The organism is Amycolatopsis circi (assembly GCF_003385235.1).
Taxonomy (GTDB): domain Bacteria; phylum Actinomycetota; class Actinomycetes; order Mycobacteriales; family Pseudonocardiaceae; genus Amycolatopsis; species Amycolatopsis circi.
Window position 1 is genome coordinate 1 of sequence record NZ_PQIA01000057.1, and the last position, 16,714, is coordinate 16,714.

12 protein-coding genes and 1 pseudogene are annotated in these 16,714 nt (G+C 70.6%); 9 read left to right on the forward strand and 4 right to left on the reverse strand.

Annotated elements, in window-relative coordinates:
* The first annotated feature begins 577 nt into the window (after positions 1–577).
* The 4 genes from lanKC (at position 578) to D0D37_RS23575 (ending at position 7,513) form a co-directional block, all read left to right on the forward strand.
* Complete coding sequence (gene lanKC, locus D0D37_RS23560; RefSeq protein ID WP_116202741.1) at positions 578–3,115, forward strand: class III lanthionine synthetase LanKC; 2,538 nt, start codon at positions 578–580, stop codon at positions 3,113–3,115.
* A gap of 32 nt (positions 3,116–3,147) precedes the next feature.
* Positions 3,148–3,282: a class III lanthipeptide gene (locus D0D37_RS23565; protein ID WP_162834426.1), complete on the forward strand. Its 135-nt coding sequence runs from the start codon at positions 3,148–3,150 to the stop codon at positions 3,280–3,282.
* A 663-nt stretch (positions 3,283–3,945) separates the two neighbouring features.
* Positions 3,946–5,598, forward strand: coding sequence for an ABC transporter ATP-binding protein (locus tag D0D37_RS23570; protein ID WP_116202743.1), 1,653 nt, complete (start codon positions 3,946–3,948; stop codon positions 5,596–5,598).
* 193 nt (positions 5,599–5,791) lie between these two features.
* Positions 5,792–7,513 (forward strand): ATP-binding cassette domain-containing protein, encoded by a 1,722-nt coding sequence (locus D0D37_RS23575; protein WP_116202744.1) that lies wholly within the window; start codon positions 5,792–5,794, stop codon positions 7,511–7,513.
* Positions 7,514–7,522: 9 nt separating this feature from the next.
* Here D0D37_RS23575 and D0D37_RS23580 read toward each other — a convergent pair whose 3' ends face one another.
* Complete coding sequence (locus D0D37_RS23580) at positions 7,523–8,698, reverse strand: ROK family protein (protein ID WP_162834427.1); 1,176 nt, start codon at positions 8,696–8,698, stop codon at positions 7,523–7,525.
* Between the two features lie 67 nt (positions 8,699–8,765).
* Here D0D37_RS23580 and D0D37_RS23585 point away from each other — a divergent pair, with 67 nt between their 5' ends.
* Positions 8,766–9,401, forward strand: coding sequence for an HAD-IA family hydrolase (locus D0D37_RS23585; protein WP_116202773.1), 636 nt, complete (start codon positions 8,766–8,768; stop codon positions 9,399–9,401).
* Positions 9,402–9,452: 51 nt separating this feature from the next.
* Here the strand turns inward: D0D37_RS23585 and D0D37_RS23590 are convergent, their stop codons facing one another.
* Positions 9,453–9,839, reverse strand: a complete 387-nt coding sequence (locus tag D0D37_RS23590; RefSeq protein WP_116202745.1) for a hypothetical protein — start codon at positions 9,837–9,839, stop codon at positions 9,453–9,455.
* A 127-nt stretch (positions 9,840–9,966) separates the two neighbouring features.
* Between D0D37_RS23590 and D0D37_RS23595 the strand changes: the two genes are divergently transcribed.
* On the forward strand, positions 9,967–10,650 hold the full coding sequence (locus D0D37_RS23595) for a DsbA family oxidoreductase (protein ID WP_116202746.1): 684 nt from the start codon (positions 9,967–9,969) through the stop codon (positions 10,648–10,650).
* A complete protein-coding gene (locus tag D0D37_RS48095; protein ID WP_162834425.1) occupies positions 10,647–10,814 on the forward strand; it encodes a hypothetical protein in 168 nt (55 codons plus the stop codon). Before D0D37_RS23595 ends, D0D37_RS48095 begins: the two co-directional genes overlap by 4 nt.
* Positions 10,815–10,854: 40 nt before the next feature.
* Here D0D37_RS48095 and D0D37_RS48655 read toward each other — a convergent pair.
* Positions 10,855–11,208, reverse strand: a pseudogene (locus tag D0D37_RS48655) (winged helix-turn-helix transcriptional regulator); the annotation flags it as partial.
* Here D0D37_RS48655 and D0D37_RS23605 point away from each other — a divergent pair.
* Positions 11,199–12,596: an FAD-dependent monooxygenase gene (locus D0D37_RS23605; protein ID WP_208720108.1), complete on the forward strand. Its 1,398-nt coding sequence runs from the start codon at positions 11,199–11,201 to the stop codon at positions 12,594–12,596. The pseudogene D0D37_RS48655 and the gene D0D37_RS23605 overlap by 10 nt on opposite strands.
* 1,010 nt (positions 12,597–13,606) lie before the next feature.
* Here D0D37_RS23605 and ligA read toward each other — a convergent pair.
* The gene (gene ligA / locus D0D37_RS23610) at positions 13,607–15,598 is read right to left on the reverse strand and encodes an NAD-dependent DNA ligase LigA (RefSeq protein ID WP_116202747.1); all 1,992 of its coding nucleotides are present in this window, start codon (positions 15,596–15,598) and stop codon (positions 13,607–13,609) included.
* 277 nt (positions 15,599–15,875) lie between these two features.
* Between ligA and D0D37_RS23615 the strand changes: the two genes are divergently transcribed.
* On the forward strand, positions 15,876–16,199 hold the full coding sequence (locus D0D37_RS23615; protein WP_244223643.1) for a helix-turn-helix domain-containing protein: 324 nt from the start codon (positions 15,876–15,878) through the stop codon (positions 16,197–16,199).
* Positions 16,200–16,714 lie beyond the last annotated feature (515 nt).

A 16,714-nucleotide genomic window follows, 5' to 3' on the forward strand; every position in this document is an offset into this window, starting at 1 on the left:
ACCGACCGGAGAACCCACAGTGGACACGCTGGTGCGACGCCAGCCACACCAACGCGTCCACCCAACGGGCACCACCCGCACACCCACCACCAAGATCAACAAAAACTCAACTCGGTGGATCCAGGTCTGATTCCCTCAAGGAGTCCTTCACGGAGCGGTAGACGGGGGGGCGCGCGGGTTGCTGACCCTTCTCCGGTAACGAATGCGCCACATTAGCGACGCGAATGCGCGGGCGCCTCCCCGAATGGACCAGTCCGGTCCGGGTCCGCCCCGGACGACGGGTGGAAGGCGGCTCACCGGAACGGGTTGATGACCTCCCGCCAATTTCTCCCACTCTTTCCGCGCCGACCTGGGCGGCCGACCGGTAAACCAACATCGTTACACCCCGATCGGGTAGGGATGACTCACGCGCAGTCCCCGTTATCGCGACCCGAACCCGCCCCTGTCACCCTGACGAGGAGCGGGGAACCCCCGGGTTGGCGGATTGGCCGGGGCACCCCCTCCGTGCGGGAATGGTGTCACCGTCCGACATCGGAGTCGCCCGGTTTTTCCCAGGGAAAGGGAAGGGTCCGTTTTCATGGATGTCCGGTACGAGGCTTTCTGCTTCGCCGATCCGCTGTTCTTCGACGAACCGCGGGAAACCCCGGGCGCGGCCGGCGACCTGGCCGCGAGCCTGCCGCTTCCGGGACCCGAGTGGACGGTCGAGAACCGCGGGATCTGGCATTCGCTGCGCCCGTCCGAGCGGAAACTTCCCGCCCAGGGCTGGAAAATCCACGTCTCCGCCGGTCTGGACAACGCCGGGGGCGTGCTGGCCAAGGTGCACCGGTACTGTGTGGAGCATCGGATCGCGTACAAGCACCTGCGCTCCCGGGCGATCCTGATCAGCCGCAATTCGAAATACGCTCCGCGCGAGGGAAGCGGCAAGCTCGTCACGATTTACCCGGAGTCCGAAGAGTCGCTCGCCCGGATACTGCGCGACCTTTCCGCCGAGCTGGAAGGCGAGCACGGAGCGTACATTCTGAGCGATCTCCGCTACCGCGAAGGCCCGCTTTACGTCCGGTACGGCGGATTCGCCGAACAGTGGACCGAACACGCCGGAACCCGGGTGCTGGCAATCCGCCGCCCGGACGGCGCGCTGATACCGGACCGGCGGGAACCGTCCTTTTCCACGCCGGACTGGGTGTCCATTCCGGCCTGTTTGTCCGACAGCCTCGCCGCGCGCAAGAACGGCGCCCGGTTCCCGTACCGGGTGACCGGTTCCCTGCACTTTTCCAACGGCGGCGGCGTTTATCTGGCCGAACGAGGGGACGACCGGAAAACCGTCGTGCTCAAGGAGGCGCGGCCGCACGCCGGGCTGGACCGGGACGGCACGGACGCGGTCGCCCGGCTGCACCACGAGCGCGAGGTGCTCGAACGGCTGGCGGACGTTCCGGGGATCCCCCGGGTGCACGAGCAGTTCACCGTGTGGGAGCACCATTACCTGGCGATGGAGCACCTGCCCGGCATCGCGCTGAGCAACTGGCTCGCCCGGCATTACCCGCTCACCAGCGGTTCCGGGGCCGAAGCCGACCTCGCGGGCTACCGCGACCGCGCGCTGGCCGTGCTGGCCCAGGTCGAGCGCATCCTGGCGGACATCCACCGGCACGGGATCGTCTTCGGCGACCTGCACGGGAAGAACATTCTGGTGGACGATCAGGACAGGGTGTCGCTGATCGACTTCGAACTGGCCGTCGAGGCCGATTCCGGCGACCGTCCGGGGCTCGGCGCCCCCGGGTTCCGCGCGCCTGCCGACCGGCACGGGTTCGAGATCGACGAGCACGCGCTGGCCGCGCTCCGGCTGTGGCTTTTCCTTCCGCTGGTGATGCTGCTCGAACTCGCGCCGAGCAAACTGCGCGGGATCGCCGACTTCGCCCAGCAGCGGTTCGACCTGCCGGACGGATACGCCGACCGCGTGGTCTCCGTGCTCGCCCCGCGCGGCAAGCCGCCCGCCGCGACGCACACCGCGCTCGACGAGCCGCGGCCGGACTGGTCGCTGGTGCGCAAGCAGATCGCGGAAGCCATCCTCGCGAGCGCCACGCCGGACCGCGTCGACCGGCTTTTCCCCGGCGACATCGAACAGTTCCGCTCCGGCGGCGCGGGTTTCGGCGTCGGAGCCGCAGGGGTATTGCATTCGTTGCATGTCGCCGGAGCCGGTCGTTATCCCGAGTACGAGCAGTGGCTGCTGGACTCGGTCCGACGGCAACCGCCCTCGCGGCCCGGATTCTTCGACGGCAGCCACGGCATCGCGTACGTCCTTGAAGAATTCGGGTACTCCGCGGAAGCCGACGAGTTGCTCGCCGCGACGCAGACGCTGGCCAGCCAGACGACCGACCACGGCCTGGAAAGCGGGCTGGCCGGGATCGGCCTCGCCCGCCTGCACTTCGCGACGACCCGCGGCGACAACGAATTCGGCCGCCAGGCCCTGGACGTCGCGGTCAAGCTCGCGACCGTGTTCGAGACCGCCGACCCGCCCGGCCGCTTCGCCCGGGCGGGGTTGCTGAGCGGCTGGTCCGGGCCGGCGCTGCTGTTCCTGCGCCTGTACGAACACACCGGCGAACCGTCCTGGCTCACCCTCGCCGACCGGGTGCTGGCCCGCGATCTGGAGGAATGCGCCCCGGCGTCCGACGGATCGCTGCAGGTCCGCGACGGCACGCTGCGCACCCTGCCGTACGCCGCGATCGGCAGCGCCGGAATCCTGATGGTCGCCGAGCAGGTCGTCCGGAGCCTCCCGGAGTCGGCGGCCGCCCAGAGCCTGCCCGGACTGCGCGCGGCGTGCCGCGGGGAGTTCGTGATCCACCCCGGCCTGCTGTACGGCCGGTGCGGGCTGGCCGCCGCGCTGTCCTTCGCCGACGAGCCGGACCGGGAGGCCATCGACCTGCACCTGGCGCGGCTGTCCTGGCACGGCATCCCGTACCGCGGCGGGCTGGCCTTCCCCGGCAACCAGCTGCTTCGCCTTTCGACCGACGTCAGCACCGGCAGCGCGGGGGTCCTCCGCACGCTCGCCGCACTACTGGACCGCGCGGAACTGCTGCCCTTCCTGGGCGCCGCGCCGTCCCCGCACACCTCCGGCCGATGAGCGCCGGCGGACCCCGAGAGAAGGGAACACCCATGGAAAACGTCCTGGAGCTGCAGGCGTTGGAGGCCCCGGAAGCCCTCGAAGGCCAGGGCTTGGACCACCACGGCCACAGCCACTACAGCGCGTACTGCGGCGACAGCACGCTCAGCCTGCTTCTCTGCTACTGATCGCGCTCGGGGCGGGAACGGCGCAGGCCAAGTGCGCCGTTCCCGCCCCGTCCATTCTGCACCGGCGGTCCGCACCCGATCGGGACGGGCCCGAAGACCGGGCGGCGGCGTGTTGCGGAGGTCGAGTTCGCTCGCTCGGGACCGGATGGTGGCGGTGCTGTGAGGCCGGATTCGCCGACGACCTGACAGAGCCGAAGCTGCCAAGTCACGTTCGCCGTCGGGAAGGGGACAGTGGCGGATCTGCGAGGCCAAGTTCACCGTCCGAGACCCGACAGCGGCCAAGCTGCGAAGCCGAGTTCACCGCCGACGACCGATCAAGCGCGGACCGGCGAGGCCGAGTTCGCCATAGACGACCTGACAGCGATGGTGCTGCGACGCCGGATTCGCCGACGACCTGGCAGGGCCCAAGCTGCCAAGTCGAGTTCGCCGCCGACGACCGGCCATTAGCGGCCCGGTGAGGCGAAGTTCATCGACCAAGACCCGACAGCGGCCGAGCTGCGAAGCCGAGTTCGCCGCCGATGGCCGACCAGTGGCGGACCGGCGAGGCCGAATTCGCCATGAACAGCCTGACAGCGACGGTGCTGCGAGACCGAGTCCACCGCCGAGGACCCGGCCGACCGTGCAGCGGTCCTGCGGCGCCGTCCACCACGCGAGGGGAGCGACATGGCCGGATCCGCCGATCGGCTGCTGACCTCGGCCGCGCTGCTGGACCGTCCCCGGCTGGCCGCGGTCGTCGTGACGTCGCTGATCTCCGCCGGCGCCGGACTGTTGCTGCCCGGCGCGCTCGCCGCCGCCACCGACGCGGTCCTCGGCGGGCGGAGCAGCACCGGCGCGGTGGTGTGGCTGCTGGTCGTGGGCGTCGCGGAGATCGCCGCGGACGCCGTCACCATGGTCCTTCCCGCCCGGCTGACCAGCAACGCGAGCGCCTGGCTCCGCCGCCGGATCACGGACCGGCTGCTCGCGCTGGGGACCGGCTCGCCGTTCGCTCCCGGCGACGCGGTCAGCCGGGTGACCGGCGACTGCGCGGCCGCCGGCGGCATCGCCGCGGTCGTGGTGCAGCTGATCGCGACCGGCCTCATGTCCTCCGGCGCGATAGTCCTGCTCGCGCTTTTGGACTGGCGGCTGGCGCTGGTCTTCCTCGGCAGCCTCCCCTTCGCTTTGCTGCTAGCGCGGTCTCACCTGCGGGGCACGGCGGCGGATGTCCTCGCGTACCAACGGGTTTCCGGCGAACTGTCCGCCCGGCTGCTCGACGCGGTCACCGGCCTGCGGACGATCGCCGCCTCCGGCACTGCCGACGCCGAAGCCGCCCGGGTACTGCGTCCGTTGCCACGGCTGAACCTCGCCGGGCAAGGCATGTGGCGGACCCAAGCCCGGATGGTGTGGCGGGCCGGTCTGCTGCTTCCCACGGTGGAAATCCTCACCCTCGCCGCCGCCGGTTTCGGTGTCCTGGCCGGACGGTTGAGCGCCGGAGACGTCCTCGCCGCGCTCGGCTACGTCGCGCTCGGCCTGGGCCTGGTCACGCAAATCCCGTTGCTCACCACGCTTTCCCGAATCCGTTCCGCTGCCTACCGGATCACCGAAGTCCTCGACACCGAGCCGCCTCCTCGCGGCGCCCTCGGACTGTTGCCCGGAAACGGCATGCTGGAACTCCGGGGGGCCACTGTGGACGGTGCGCTGGCCGACGTCGACCTCACCATTCCCGGTGGCTGTTTCGCCGCCGTGGTAGGGAGTTCCGGCTCAGGCAAGTCCACTGTGGTCTCGTTGCTGGCCGGTCTCCGCCGCCCCGACGCCGGACAGGCTCTGCTGGACGGTCGCGACCTCGCTGTGCTGCGCCCCGAGGAACTGCGGGCCGTCATCGGGTACGCGTCTGCTGAGCCCGCGCTGCTCGGCACCACTGTCGCCGATGCTGTTGCTTATGGTTCGTGGGCTAGCGTCCCGGCCGTCGATGCGGCCTGCCGGACCGCGCGGATCCACGACGTCCTCGCGCGGTTGCCGCAGGGATACGACACCTTGCTATCCGAAACTCCCTTATCCGGCGGGGAAAGTGCGCGGGTCGGCCTCGCGCGTGCGCTCGCGCGGAACCCGCGGGTGCTCCTGCTCGACGACGCCACCGCCAGCCTGGACACGATCACCGAACGCACCGTGACGGCCGAGCTGGGCCGCCGGACCCGGGTGATCGTGACGCACCGCGCCGCGATGGCCGCCCGGGCCGATCTAGTGGTGTGGCTGGCGGCGGGCCAGGTCCGGGCGGTCGGGCCGCATTCGCGGTTGTGGCAGCTGGCGGGGTATCGCGCGGTGTTCACGGAGGAGACGTGACCATGCTGGTGCGCTGGCGGAACACCGGGAGATGCCGCGATGAGGCGGGTCCGCGCGATCGGCCGCGGATGGAGCAAGAGCCACGACAAGCCGCCCACGCGCGCACCACGGCGGAAGCACCCAGGCACACGAACTCGACAGGCCACGCACTCTCCCCACCTCAGCGCCACCGAACCGCGCCCGTGGAGCGAGCATGAGCGTCGGCCGTCTCTACTGGAGCGCCCTCGCCGGGCAATGGCGCGGCGGACTGGTGCTCCTGGCCTGCTCCGTCCTCGAAGGGCTGCCCGCGTTCTTCTCCGGACGGCTCGTCGAACTGGCCGTCAACAGCGGGTTCGCCGCGGGCAAACCCGGCGTCGGCCTTGGCTGGCTCGGGGTGTTCGGCCTCACCGCGCTCGCTGGCGCGTTCGGGTCGCGGCTGGTGTGGCGGCAGCTCGGCAAGGTCGTCGAGCCGTTGCGGGACGCACTGGTGACCGCCGTCGTGCGCGGGGTCTTGCACGATCCCGCGCCGCCGCGGAGCGGTCCGGACGCTCGCGGGGTCGCGCGGATCACCCAGCACGTCGAGGTCGTGCGCGACGCCACCGGCGGGCTCTTGGTCCAGGCCCGCGGCATGATCGTCACCACCGCGGCGGCGATCGCCGGACTGATCACCGTCGCGGGGTCGCTGGCGTTGCCGGTCGTAGTCCCGGTGGTGCTCGCGCTGGCCGGATTCGCCGCGCTGCTGCCTTCCCTCGCGCGGCGGCAACGCGCGCTCACGCTGGCCGACGAGGGCACCGCGGGCACCACCGGGTCGATCTTCGCCGGGATGCGGGACGTCGTCGCCTGCGGAGCCGAACCGGTCGCCGCGCTGACCGCCGACCAGGCGGTGGACCGTCAGGCCGCCGCTGCGGTGCGGGTGGCTCGGTCGGGCGCGCTGCGGTCGCTGATCGTGGCGCTCGGCGGGTTCGTCCCGCTGGTTCTCGCGCTCGCCCTCGCCCCGTCGATGGTCGCCCGCGGTGAGCTGACCGCCGGGGCCGCGCTGGGTGCGCTCGTCTACCTGGCCACCACCCTCCAACCGGCGCTGCGGGGGCTCGCCGCCACCGCGTCCACGGTCGTCCTCCGGTTGCTCGTCGCGCTTCGCCGGCTCGCGGAAACCACCGCCGTGCCCGAACTTCCCGCAGCGACCGAGAGTCCCGCCGGACTCGCACTCACCGTGCGCGGCCTGACGTTCCGCTGGGGCGCGGCACCGGAACCGGTAGTCCGCGGCCTCAACCTCGACCTTCGCCCGGGTGACCATCTCGCGGTGGTCGGCCCGAGCGGAATCGGGAAATCGACTCTCTCCGGTCTGCTCACCGGTCTGCTCGCCCCTCAATACGGCGAAGTCCGGCTGGGCGGCGTGCGAGTCGGCGAACTGGCCGACCGGCCCCGGCACCTGGTGCTCGTCCCGCAACAGGCCTACGTCTTCGCCGGAACCCTGCGCGAAAACCTCTCCCTGTTCCACCCCGAAGCTTCCGACCGTCGCCTCGTCGCGGCCGCCGAAGCCGTCGGCGCCGCCCCGCTGCTGGCCCGTCTCGGCGGCCTCGACGCCGAACTCGGCCCCGGCGCGGAGGGCCTGTCCGCAGGGGAAGCCCAGCTCCTCGCGCTCGCGCGGGCCTACGCCTCGCCAGCCGGAGTCGTCGTCCTGGACGAGGCAACGTCCACTTTGGACCCAGCGGCCGAGGTCCACGCGGAACGCGCTTTCGCCGCCCGGGGAGGCACCCTGGTGGTGATCGCGCACCGGCTGTCGTCGGCGGTCCGGGCGCACCGCGTGCTGCTGATGGACGGACAGGACACGTTGTTCGGCCGGCACGACGAACTCCTCGCCACGGCCCCGCGGTATGCCGAGATGATGCGGGCTTGGCTGCCGGAACAGGCTCGGTCGCGGCTCGAAGCCAGTTGAACGGCGTCGCTAGACAGCCTCAGCCAGTAACCGCGGATAGGCCAGCAGCCGCTCGAACGCCCGCTCCGCCGCCCCGATCAACACCGGGCTCGCCACGCTCCCCGCCACCACCGTCGGACTCTGCGTCCTCGCCACCACTGACGCCGTCAATTCCGCGTGGATCCGGTCCGGCGCGATCCTCAGGTACTCCCCCAGCAATCCGCTCACCACAACGCGATCCGGGTCGAACAGGTTCGTCAAACTCGCCAGCGCTCGCCCCAGGTTCGCCGCCGCGGCGCCGATCCGGGCAACGGCTGACGGCTCACCCGCGGCGGCGCGGCGGAGCAGGTCCGAGACCTCTGCAGGGTCGCCCAGCGCACGGCCGTCGGCGGAAACCTCAAGGCAGCCGCGCATTCCACAAGAGCACGGCACGCCCGTCGGATCGACCACGATATGTCCCGCCTCGACCGCGTTCCCCGCTCCAGTGAACGGAATCCCTTGCTGCAGAACGGCTCCGCCGATTCCGACGTGTTCGCACGTCAGCATCAACAGGATCCGGGCCCCGCGACCAGCACCGCGATGGTGTTCCGCGAGCGCCGCGAACAATGCGTCCTTGCCGACCTCCACGCGGGGGATTTCCGGCAGCTCAGCGGCGAGGATTTCCTGCGCTGGGACTGATTTCCAGTCCAGGTGAAGGGCAGAATGGACCAGTCCGTCGGTCGCCCGGACCATGCCCGCCAACCCGACGGCCGCGCCCGCGCACGGTCTGCCGCTCTCGGCGACCGCCTCGCGCATCCATCCGGCCAACGCCGAGAACGTCCGTTTCGGGACTTTTCCCTTTGCAGTCAACGGGATTCGCCGCCGGTGGCCGACAGCGCCGCCTAAGCCGACCACCGCGAGTTCAGCCTCGCTCGAGTCCAGCCGCGCGGCGACGACGACCGGACCCGCCGGGTCCGGGTACAGCTGCGGGGACGGACGTCCGCGCGACGCACCGGCTTGTCGCGCGGGCGGACCTTGGGCGATCAGGCCCAGTTCGACCAACTCCCCTACCGCCTCGCTCGCGGTACTGCGCGGCAAAGCCAGCTGAGCGGTCGCCTCCGCCCGGGACACGCTGCCGGTCAGGTGGACCAGGTTGAGGAGCCGCGCGGCGGCGCTCTCGCTCGGTTGGGGGTATGCCGCCGCAGCCGGAACCCCTAATTTGTTCACCGAGCGAACATAACTGGAGGCGCCGGAATCTTCCAGTGCTTCACGGAGTTCGGCGTCTGGAGTGCGCGTGCCCATCACCCTGAACTTGCCCGACGGCGTGGTCCTGTCCTGCCGCGCCGTGCTGTTCGACCTCGACGGCGTGCTCGTGGACTCGATGCCGACGATCGTCCGGCAATTGCGGGTATGGGCGTCCGGGCGAGGGCTCGAACCGGACCGGGTCGTGGAACTGTCGCACGGACGCGGCAATCTCGACCTGCTCCGGCTCGTGGCGCCGGACCTCGACGCCGAGCGGGAGGCCCGGCTCATGGAGGACCGGGAGGTCGAGGACGTCGAAGGCATCACCGCGCGACCGGGCGCGCGGGCGGCGCTCGAAGCGTTGCCGCCGTCCGCGTGGGCGGTGGTGACTTCGGGCAACAACCGGGTCGCGCGGGCTCGGTTGCGGGTCACCGACCTGCCGGTGCCCGACGTGCTCGTCACGGCTGACGACGTCCGGAAGAGCAAGCCGGATCCCGAGGGATATCTCGCCGCCGCTGCTGGACTTCGGATGCGGCCGCGGGATTGCGTGGTGTTCGAGGACGCGCCCGCCGGGATCGCGGCCGCGCGGGCGGGCGGGATGCAGGTGGTCGGAGTGCTGGGAACGGTCAGCGAATTGGACGTCGAATACACGGTGCCGGACTTGGCCGCGGTCGGCGTGCAGCTATGACGGCGGCCAAGTCCGGCGGGAGTTCCCGAGGTTCCGCTGAGCGATTCCCGCTCAGACCTTGCGCGGCACCGACGCGATGAAGCTCTTGCTTCCGTTGCGGCCGAGGTAGATGTCCACCTTGCTGAACCCGCCAGACGGGCCGGGCTCGGTCCATCCGAACGTCTTCGCGTCGTCGGAGGCGGTGCGGGTCTGGACGTCGAGCAGGGTGCCCGCCTGCCGGAATTCGAAGGTGACCGTGGTGCTGCCCGCCGACGGGTCGTCGATGACGAACCCGGTGACGCCGACCGCGCGGTTGTACCAGGTCAGCGTGCCGCCGGTCCGGCCGCCGACGATGCTGCCGCCGAAGTCGGACGCCGGATAGCCCGCCGCGTCCGCGATCCCCGCGCCGCCGAGCGCGGCGACCGCGGACAGGACGAGGCCGATGGCGATGCGTTTCATGACATTCCCCCAATGTTGGTCGTTTCCGGGCGGAATCGTAGCTTGCCCACGCACTTGAAAGTGCCTTTTGCAAGCCTTCTTTCACTCACCCATGATGGTGTTACGCACTACTAGTGAGGTGAGGGAAATGGTCGAGCAGGGGGCACGATCCGAGGAGTCGCAGGTCGTCGTCGAGGTGTGGGCCGATCTGGGCTGCCCTTGGTGCTACCTCGGCAAGCACCGGCTCCAGGCCGCGATTTCGCGGCGGCCGGACGCGGGTCGGTTCAAGATCGTGATGCGCTCCTTCGAACTGGATCCGGGGGCGCCGCAGGAGCCGGAGAAGAACGAGGAGAGCTTCATCCGGACCCACGGCGGTGTCGCCGCTCAGGTCCTCCGGGCGGAGCGCCAGATGCAAGCGATGGCTCGGAAGGAGGGGCTCGAGTACTCGCTGGATCGCTTGAACGCCAACACGTTCGGCTTGCACCGCGTCGTGCAGTACGCCAACGATCAGGGCCTCGGGTTCGAGTTCTTCTCCGCCGTGCAGGACGGCTTTTTCGTTGGCGTGCTCAACCCCTTCGACGCGGACGCGCTGGCAGGCGTCGCGGAGTCGGTCGGGTTGGACGGGCGGCGAGTGCGCGAGGTCCTCGCGGGCAACGAGTACGCCGGCCGGGTGCGCGCCGACCGTCGCGAGGGCGTGGAGCTGGGCGCGACCGGCGTTCCCTTCGTTGTCCTCGACCGCCGGCTGGCCGCGCCGGGGGCGCAGAAGGTCGCTGTCTATGCCCAGTTGCTGGAGCGGGTGGCCGGGCCGGTGCCGAATGAGCGCGTGTCATGAGCGCGGCGAAGGACGGGCTTCAGATCGTGGCGGCTCCGGCGAGCGGGTGGTGCGAGCCCGACACCGGGGCGTGCCACCTCGGGCCTGCCGATGAGGCAGTGAACAACGAAGATGCCGAGGTGCTCGATGACGACCACCTGCGGGGCAGCCTTCCGAGGCACTGACGGCAGTTCGCTCGCTGGCGGCCCGCTCGCTGGCAGCCCAAGCAGCCATCGCCGTCACCGCGTCGATCAGTGACCGGCCCAGATCTGTCAGCTCGTAGTCCGCTCGCGGCGGGACCTCGGCGTACGCGGTCCGGGTGATCAGGCCGTCGCGTTCGAGGTATTTGAGCATCCGCTGGGAGATTCCCAGAATGCTCGCCTGGAGGTCGGAGTAGCGCACTTCGCGGATGAAGGCGCTGACGCCATCTCGATTCCTCTCCTCCGAGTGCATCCGCACTACCCGTAGGTAACGCCCGCTCTCGGACCACCGGAGCGCGGCTCTCACCCCACCCCGAAAGGAAACCCATCCATGTCTTGCCTGCTTGATTTCAGCGGAGAGTGCTGACCGTGAACGCATACGACACCGTGGTGGTCGGCGCGGGCCCGGCCGGGCTGTGGACGGCGGCGGAACTGGCCCTCGGCGGCGGGCGACCGCTGGTCCTGGAACGGGCCGAACAGCGCAGCCCGCACTCGAAGGCGCTGGTCATGCATCCGCGCACGATCGAGGTGCTCGCGATGCGCGGTCAGGAACAGGCCTTCCTCGACCGAGGGCTGCCCGTGCCGGAAGGGCACTTCGGCATGCTGCCTGCCCTCCTGGATTTCCGGGGATTGGACACGCCGTTCCCGTTCCTGCTCGCGCACCCGCAACTGCGCACCGAGGAGCTGATCGAACAACACGCGCTGACCCTCGGGGCGGTGATCCGGCGCGGGCACCAGGTGACCGGGCTGAGCCAGGACGAACAAGGCGTGACGCTGCAGGTCAGCGGGCCGGACGGCGAGTACGAGATCACCGCGGACCACGTGGTCGGGACGGACGGCGCGGGCAGCACCGTGCGCAAGGCGGCGGGCATCGAGTTCCCCGGCACCGACTCGACCGTCTTCGGCTTCCTCGGCGACGTCGAGCTGACCGACCCGCCGGAGCGTCCGGGCTACTGGCACAACGAACACGGCGGGCTGATCGTGGTCCCGCTCCCCGGCGGGCGTTACCGCGTCACCGGGTACTCCCCGTCCGCCCTTACTCCGACGCTGGAATCCCTGCGGGAGACGGCGAAACTGATCGCGGGCACGGACTTCGGCCCGCACTCCCCCGTGTGGCTGTCCCGCTTCGGCAACGCCACGCGGCTCGCGACGGAGTACCGGAAGGGCCGCGTGTTCCTGGCCGGAGACGCCGCGCACATGCATTTCCCGGCTGGTGGCGTCGGGCTGAACGTCGGACTGCAGGACGCGATGAACCTAGGCTGGAAGCTGGCCGCGGTCCAGCGAGGCCGGGCGGACGCAGCGCTGCTGGACACCTATCACGCGGAGCGTCACCCCGTCGGCGTGGCGCTGGGCGAACACACCAAGGCTCAGACCGCCCTGATCACCGCGACCACCGAGGAGGGCCAGTCCCTGCGGCGGTTCATGGCGGACCTGCTGCGCGCCCATCCCGACGTGGCGACCGCGTTGGCTAACACGGTGACCGCGCTGGACGTTCGCTATCCGGGTGTCCATCCTCTGGCAGGTCAGCGGCTCCCGGCTACGCGCGAGCAACTGCATCTGCTGCGCGACGGTCGGCCGGTGTTGCTGGCACAGGAGGGCAGTCCGGAGTTGAAGGAGCTGGCTGCTAGTACGGATCTTCAGTTGTACGAGACCGAACTGCCCTGGTCCGCGGCTGCGGTGCTGATGCGCCCGGACGGGCATGTGTGGGCTGCCGGGGACACGGCCGGGCAGTTGGCGGAGGCCATGGCGGAACTGCCTCTGGCGTGAGGTCGCGCGGCGGCCCCGGGAGATCCGCCGATACGGGGCTCGACGGCTGGGTTCCTCGGGGCCGCTGCGGGACCTTACTTCGCTCCGGAAAGGACGGAGTGAGCCGGGTTTCGGTGCTGCACCTGTCTGTTGGTGGTTGCGGATTGCCCTGCGGGACAAGAACATTCGCCTGCGGTCGTCTCGGCAGGGGTCAGGTTTGGGCTGCTGGCGCCTCGACTGTTTGCTGCGTCGGTGCCGACCACTCATGCGAGCCCGGCACCTTGCCACGGCGGCTTAGCGCGGGCTCGGGTTCCGGTTCGGCTGAAGTGGTGGCGGGCTCGGACCGCTTGGAGCGTGCGCGGCGAGGCGGGCACCGCGCGGATGGACTTAGCCAGCCCGGTGCCTGGTTTGGTGGTTCATTCGCGGGGTTCCCTCTTGGCGCGGGTTCGGCGGCCGGGCACCAGCAGTTCCGGGTAACGCGGCAACTCGCAACGCCGGGCACCGGCCGTTCCCGCCAACCAGCAACCCGCCCCGCCCAGCCGATCGCGCGAGCCCGGCGCGGCCAGCCGCGCCGGACGCCAACCGACCACGTAAACCCGGCGGCCAGTCGCGCCGGGCACCGACCGTTCCCGCGAACCCAGCAACCCGCCCCGCCAAGCACAACCGACCACGCAACCCGGCGCCCAGACACGCCAGGCACCACCGACCAGGCAAACCCGGCCGCCAGTCGCGCCGGGTGCTAACCGATCACGCGAATCCGGCGGCCAGTCGCCCCGGGCACCGTCCGGTCACGCGGACCCGGCAAAGACGCCACGTCGGGGCACCGGCCGAGCACGCGAGCCTCGCACCTCGCCCCGCTGGGCACCGATCGCTCCAACGCTCCCCTTGCCGCGCAACGGGTTCTCGGTCGTTCCCCGCGTCAGCACGGATCCGTCGCCTGCACACGGCGGCCTGCCTGCCGGAACCGCCGCGTTGGCGGTGGTGCGACCTCGCTGGCCGTCGCTTCCGCGAAACAGGGCCCGGCGGCGGGGTCAGACGACTCCGGCCGCGATCAACTGTTCCCAGATCACCCCCTGGTCCACTACCTCGACGCCGAATTTCTCGGCCTTCGTGAGCTTGCTCGCGCCGACGTCGGCACCGGTGATGAGCAGGTCGGTGCTTGCCGAGACTGACGACGCGGTGGTCGCGCCCGCTGTCTCGCACAGACGCTGGAAGGTGGGTCGCGGCACTTTCTCCCCGGATCGCGGGTCGCTGATCGCGCCGGTGACCACGACCGTCTTGCCCTCCAGCGGTGCGCCCGCGACGACCGCTGGCGGGAGGTCTTCCTCCAGCACGTCCAGGGAGACCCCGCGTTCTCGCAGGCGCTCGAGCTCCGGGCTCAGCCGGGTGAGGTGTTCCACCAGCGAGGCGGCGACCTTCGGTCCGATGTCCTCCACCGCGACCAGCCCGTCGACGCCTGCGTCCAGGACCGCTTCCAGGGAGGGGAAACCGGCGCGGCACAGGCGGGCGGCGGTGCCTTCCGACGCCATCGGGATCGCCAGCCCGATCAGGGCCCGGCGCAGGCCGACCTGGCGGCTGGCGTCGATGGACTCGATCATCCGCGTCGCGGAGACCTCGCCGATGCGGTCGAATTCCAGCAGGCGTTCCTTGGTCAGCGTGTAGAAGTCCGACGGGTGTTCCAGGATCCCGGCCTCGGCCAGCCGTTCGATCCACACGCCGCCGATCGCGTCGATGTCCGCGGCCGCCCTGGACGCCCAGTGGATCAGCCGCCGCACGGTCTGGGCGGGGCAGGAGACGTTGGTGCAGAACAGTTCCCGGCTGTTGCCCTGTTCGGTGAGCGGCTGCTCGCACGACGGGCACGTCGAGGGCGGCACGATCTCCTGCTCCGCGCCGGTCCGTTTCGACTCGTCGAGCACCCCGGCGACGAACGGGATCACGTCGCCGGCCCGGCGCACCAGCACGGTGTCGCCGATCTTGATGCCGCGGGCGCGGATGACCTCCTGGTTGGCCAGCGTCGCGCGGGTGACCGTGGTCCCGCCGACGAACACCGGCTCCAGCCACGCGACCGGCGCGATCTTGCCGGTCTTGCCGACGTCCCAGACCACATCGGACAGTACGGTCGTCTTCTCCTCGGCCGCGAACTTGTACGCCAGCGCCCCGCGCGGCGAACTCGAGCGGGTGCCCGCGGCGGCGTAGGCGGTGCGGTCGGCGAGGCGCAGGACGGCGCCGTCGATGTCGTAGTCCAGGTCGTTGCGCTGCTGTTCGATCGTGGTGATCACGGCCTGCGCGGAGGCCGCGTCGGCGCAGCGGCGCATGTCCGCCGCGGTGAACCCGAGCGCCAGCAGGCTGCTGCCCAAGTCCGTTTCCGCGCTGCCGGGCTCGGTGTCCAGGTCGAAGGCGAAGAACCGCAGCCGGCGCTCGGCGACGGCAGCCGGGTCTTTCGCGCGCAGGGTGCCCGCCGCGGCGTTGCGGGGGTTGATCAGCGGTTTGTCCGGGTGCGCGGTGTTGTAGGCGGCGAACGTCGAGCGCAGCATCACCGCCTCGCCGCGCACCTCGACCCGTCCTGGGGCGCCGACCTGGTGCGGGATGCCGTCCGCCAGCGCCCGGACCAGCATGGTCACATCGTCGCCGGTCGTCCCGTCGCCGCGGGTGACCGCCCGGGCCAGACGGCCGTCCTCGTACACCAGCGCCAGCGACAGCCCGTCGAGCTTGGGCATCACGACCACCGACTGGCCGGGGAACCGGTCGAAGAACGCCTCGACCTGCTCCGGCCGCGTCGCCTTCTCCAGCGACAGCATCGGCCGCGAATGCCGGATCGGCGCGTGCAGCACCGCGGGCCCGCCCACCTGGTCCAGCGGATTCGGGTCCGGCGCCAGCTCCGGGCTCGCCTCGATCAACCCGCGCAGCTCGTCCTCGATCGCGTCGTACTCCGCGTCCGCCACCACCGGCGAACCCCGGTAGTACGCGTCGCGCAGCACTACGACCTGATCGGCCAGCTCCTGAATACGTTCCCGAACGTCCACGACCCGGAACGCTACCTGGCCCCACCGACAAAACCCGGCTGCGACGCAACCGGCCGGTCAGGACGGCGGCCGGTTCGGCTGCGCCGCCATCGCCCGGATCTCGCCGGGCGGCCCGCCCCGCCGTCGGCGGCACTGCGACTGCGTCAGTGCGGCAAAGGAATATTCTCCGCACCATTTCCGGATTTCTCGATGCCCGTTCTCGCCGTCGACGATCTTGTTTCGGGAAACGTGTCACGAAAAGTTCCGGCTCGGCAATTAAACCGCGGGAAGACGGCGCGTGTTCTGGAATCCGGAGGGGATTGCCGATGGAACGCAAATCTGGCCGAAGCATGCTAGAGGGTGCTTTTCTGCGGCCGGAGGATCTGGCGCGAAACGGCGAGGCAGGGCCGACCGGCTGGCGGCCGCGACCGGGCTGCACAAGGCGACCGCGCACCGGTTGCTCGATCAGCTGGTCGGTGCCGGGGTGGTCCAGCGGATCGGCGGGTGTTACCGCGTCGGGTCGCGGTCGGGCCGCCGCTGCGACCCGTCGGACGAGCGTGAGCGTCGGCGTGCCTGCCGCCGATTCCGGACGGGTCCTGATCGGTTCCGGAATCCCCGGTGAAGCTCACGAGATCTGCGCAATGCGCGCAGTCCCTAAGGTCGGCGACGGAAATGTCCCTTACCGCTGCCAGGCCGCGTTTGAACCGCCGGAAAAATATTCTTGGCGAGAAAGGAAAAGCTGCCCGCCGAGGCTCGGGAACGGGGCATGGTGTTCGATTACCGCGACGGGGTATCGCCGTTGTGCTGCGCGGCCGCCCCAGCGCGGTCGGCCTCGGGCGAGGTCGTCGCGGCGGTGGGCGCCGTCGCGCCGGAGCAGCGGAGGCTGCCGTCGCTGGCGGAAGCGGTGCGGCGGGCTGCGAACCTACGGATCCGCTCGGTCTTGAGGGGACTGCTTGGCAGCAGCAGCGGAATCTTCCCGGGCTGTCCGGGCCGAAACCCCTCGGGCCTTGACAAGGTTTCCCGCAGCGCCCGCGCGGCAGTCAACCCGGCGGATTGGCGGCGCTTCTCGGCAAAAAGCCACTCGGCTGACGTCGCCGGGAAAGACAAGACTGTTCTTTCCCCGGATTGCCGCGCACC

What these genes read in the sequence shown, in the direction of transcription:
- D0D37_RS48095 (WP_162834425.1), top strand. Translation starts at nt 10,647, where the DNA reads ATGAGCGCGGCGAAGGACGGGCTTCAGATCGTGGCGGCTCCGGCGAGC.
- lanKC (WP_116202741.1), top strand. Translation starts at nt 578, where the DNA reads ATGGATGTCCGGTACGAGGCTTTCTGCTTCGCCGATCCGCTGTTCTTC.
- D0D37_RS23595 (WP_116202746.1), top strand. Translation starts at nt 9,967, where the DNA reads ATGGTCGAGCAGGGGGCACGATCCGAGGAGTCGCAGGTCGTCGTCGAG.
- D0D37_RS23570 (WP_116202743.1), top strand. Translation starts at nt 3,946, where the DNA reads ATGGCCGGATCCGCCGATCGGCTGCTGACCTCGGCCGCGCTGCTGGAC.
- D0D37_RS23590 (WP_116202745.1), bottom strand. Translation starts at nt 9,839, where the DNA reads ATGAAACGCATCGCCATCGGCCTCGTCCTGTCCGCGGTCGCCGCGCTC.
- D0D37_RS23575 (WP_116202744.1), top strand. Translation starts at nt 5,792, where the DNA reads ATGAGCGTCGGCCGTCTCTACTGGAGCGCCCTCGCCGGGCAATGGCGC.
- D0D37_RS23565 (WP_162834426.1), top strand. Translation starts at nt 3,148, where the DNA reads ATGGAAAACGTCCTGGAGCTGCAGGCGTTGGAGGCCCCGGAAGCCCTC.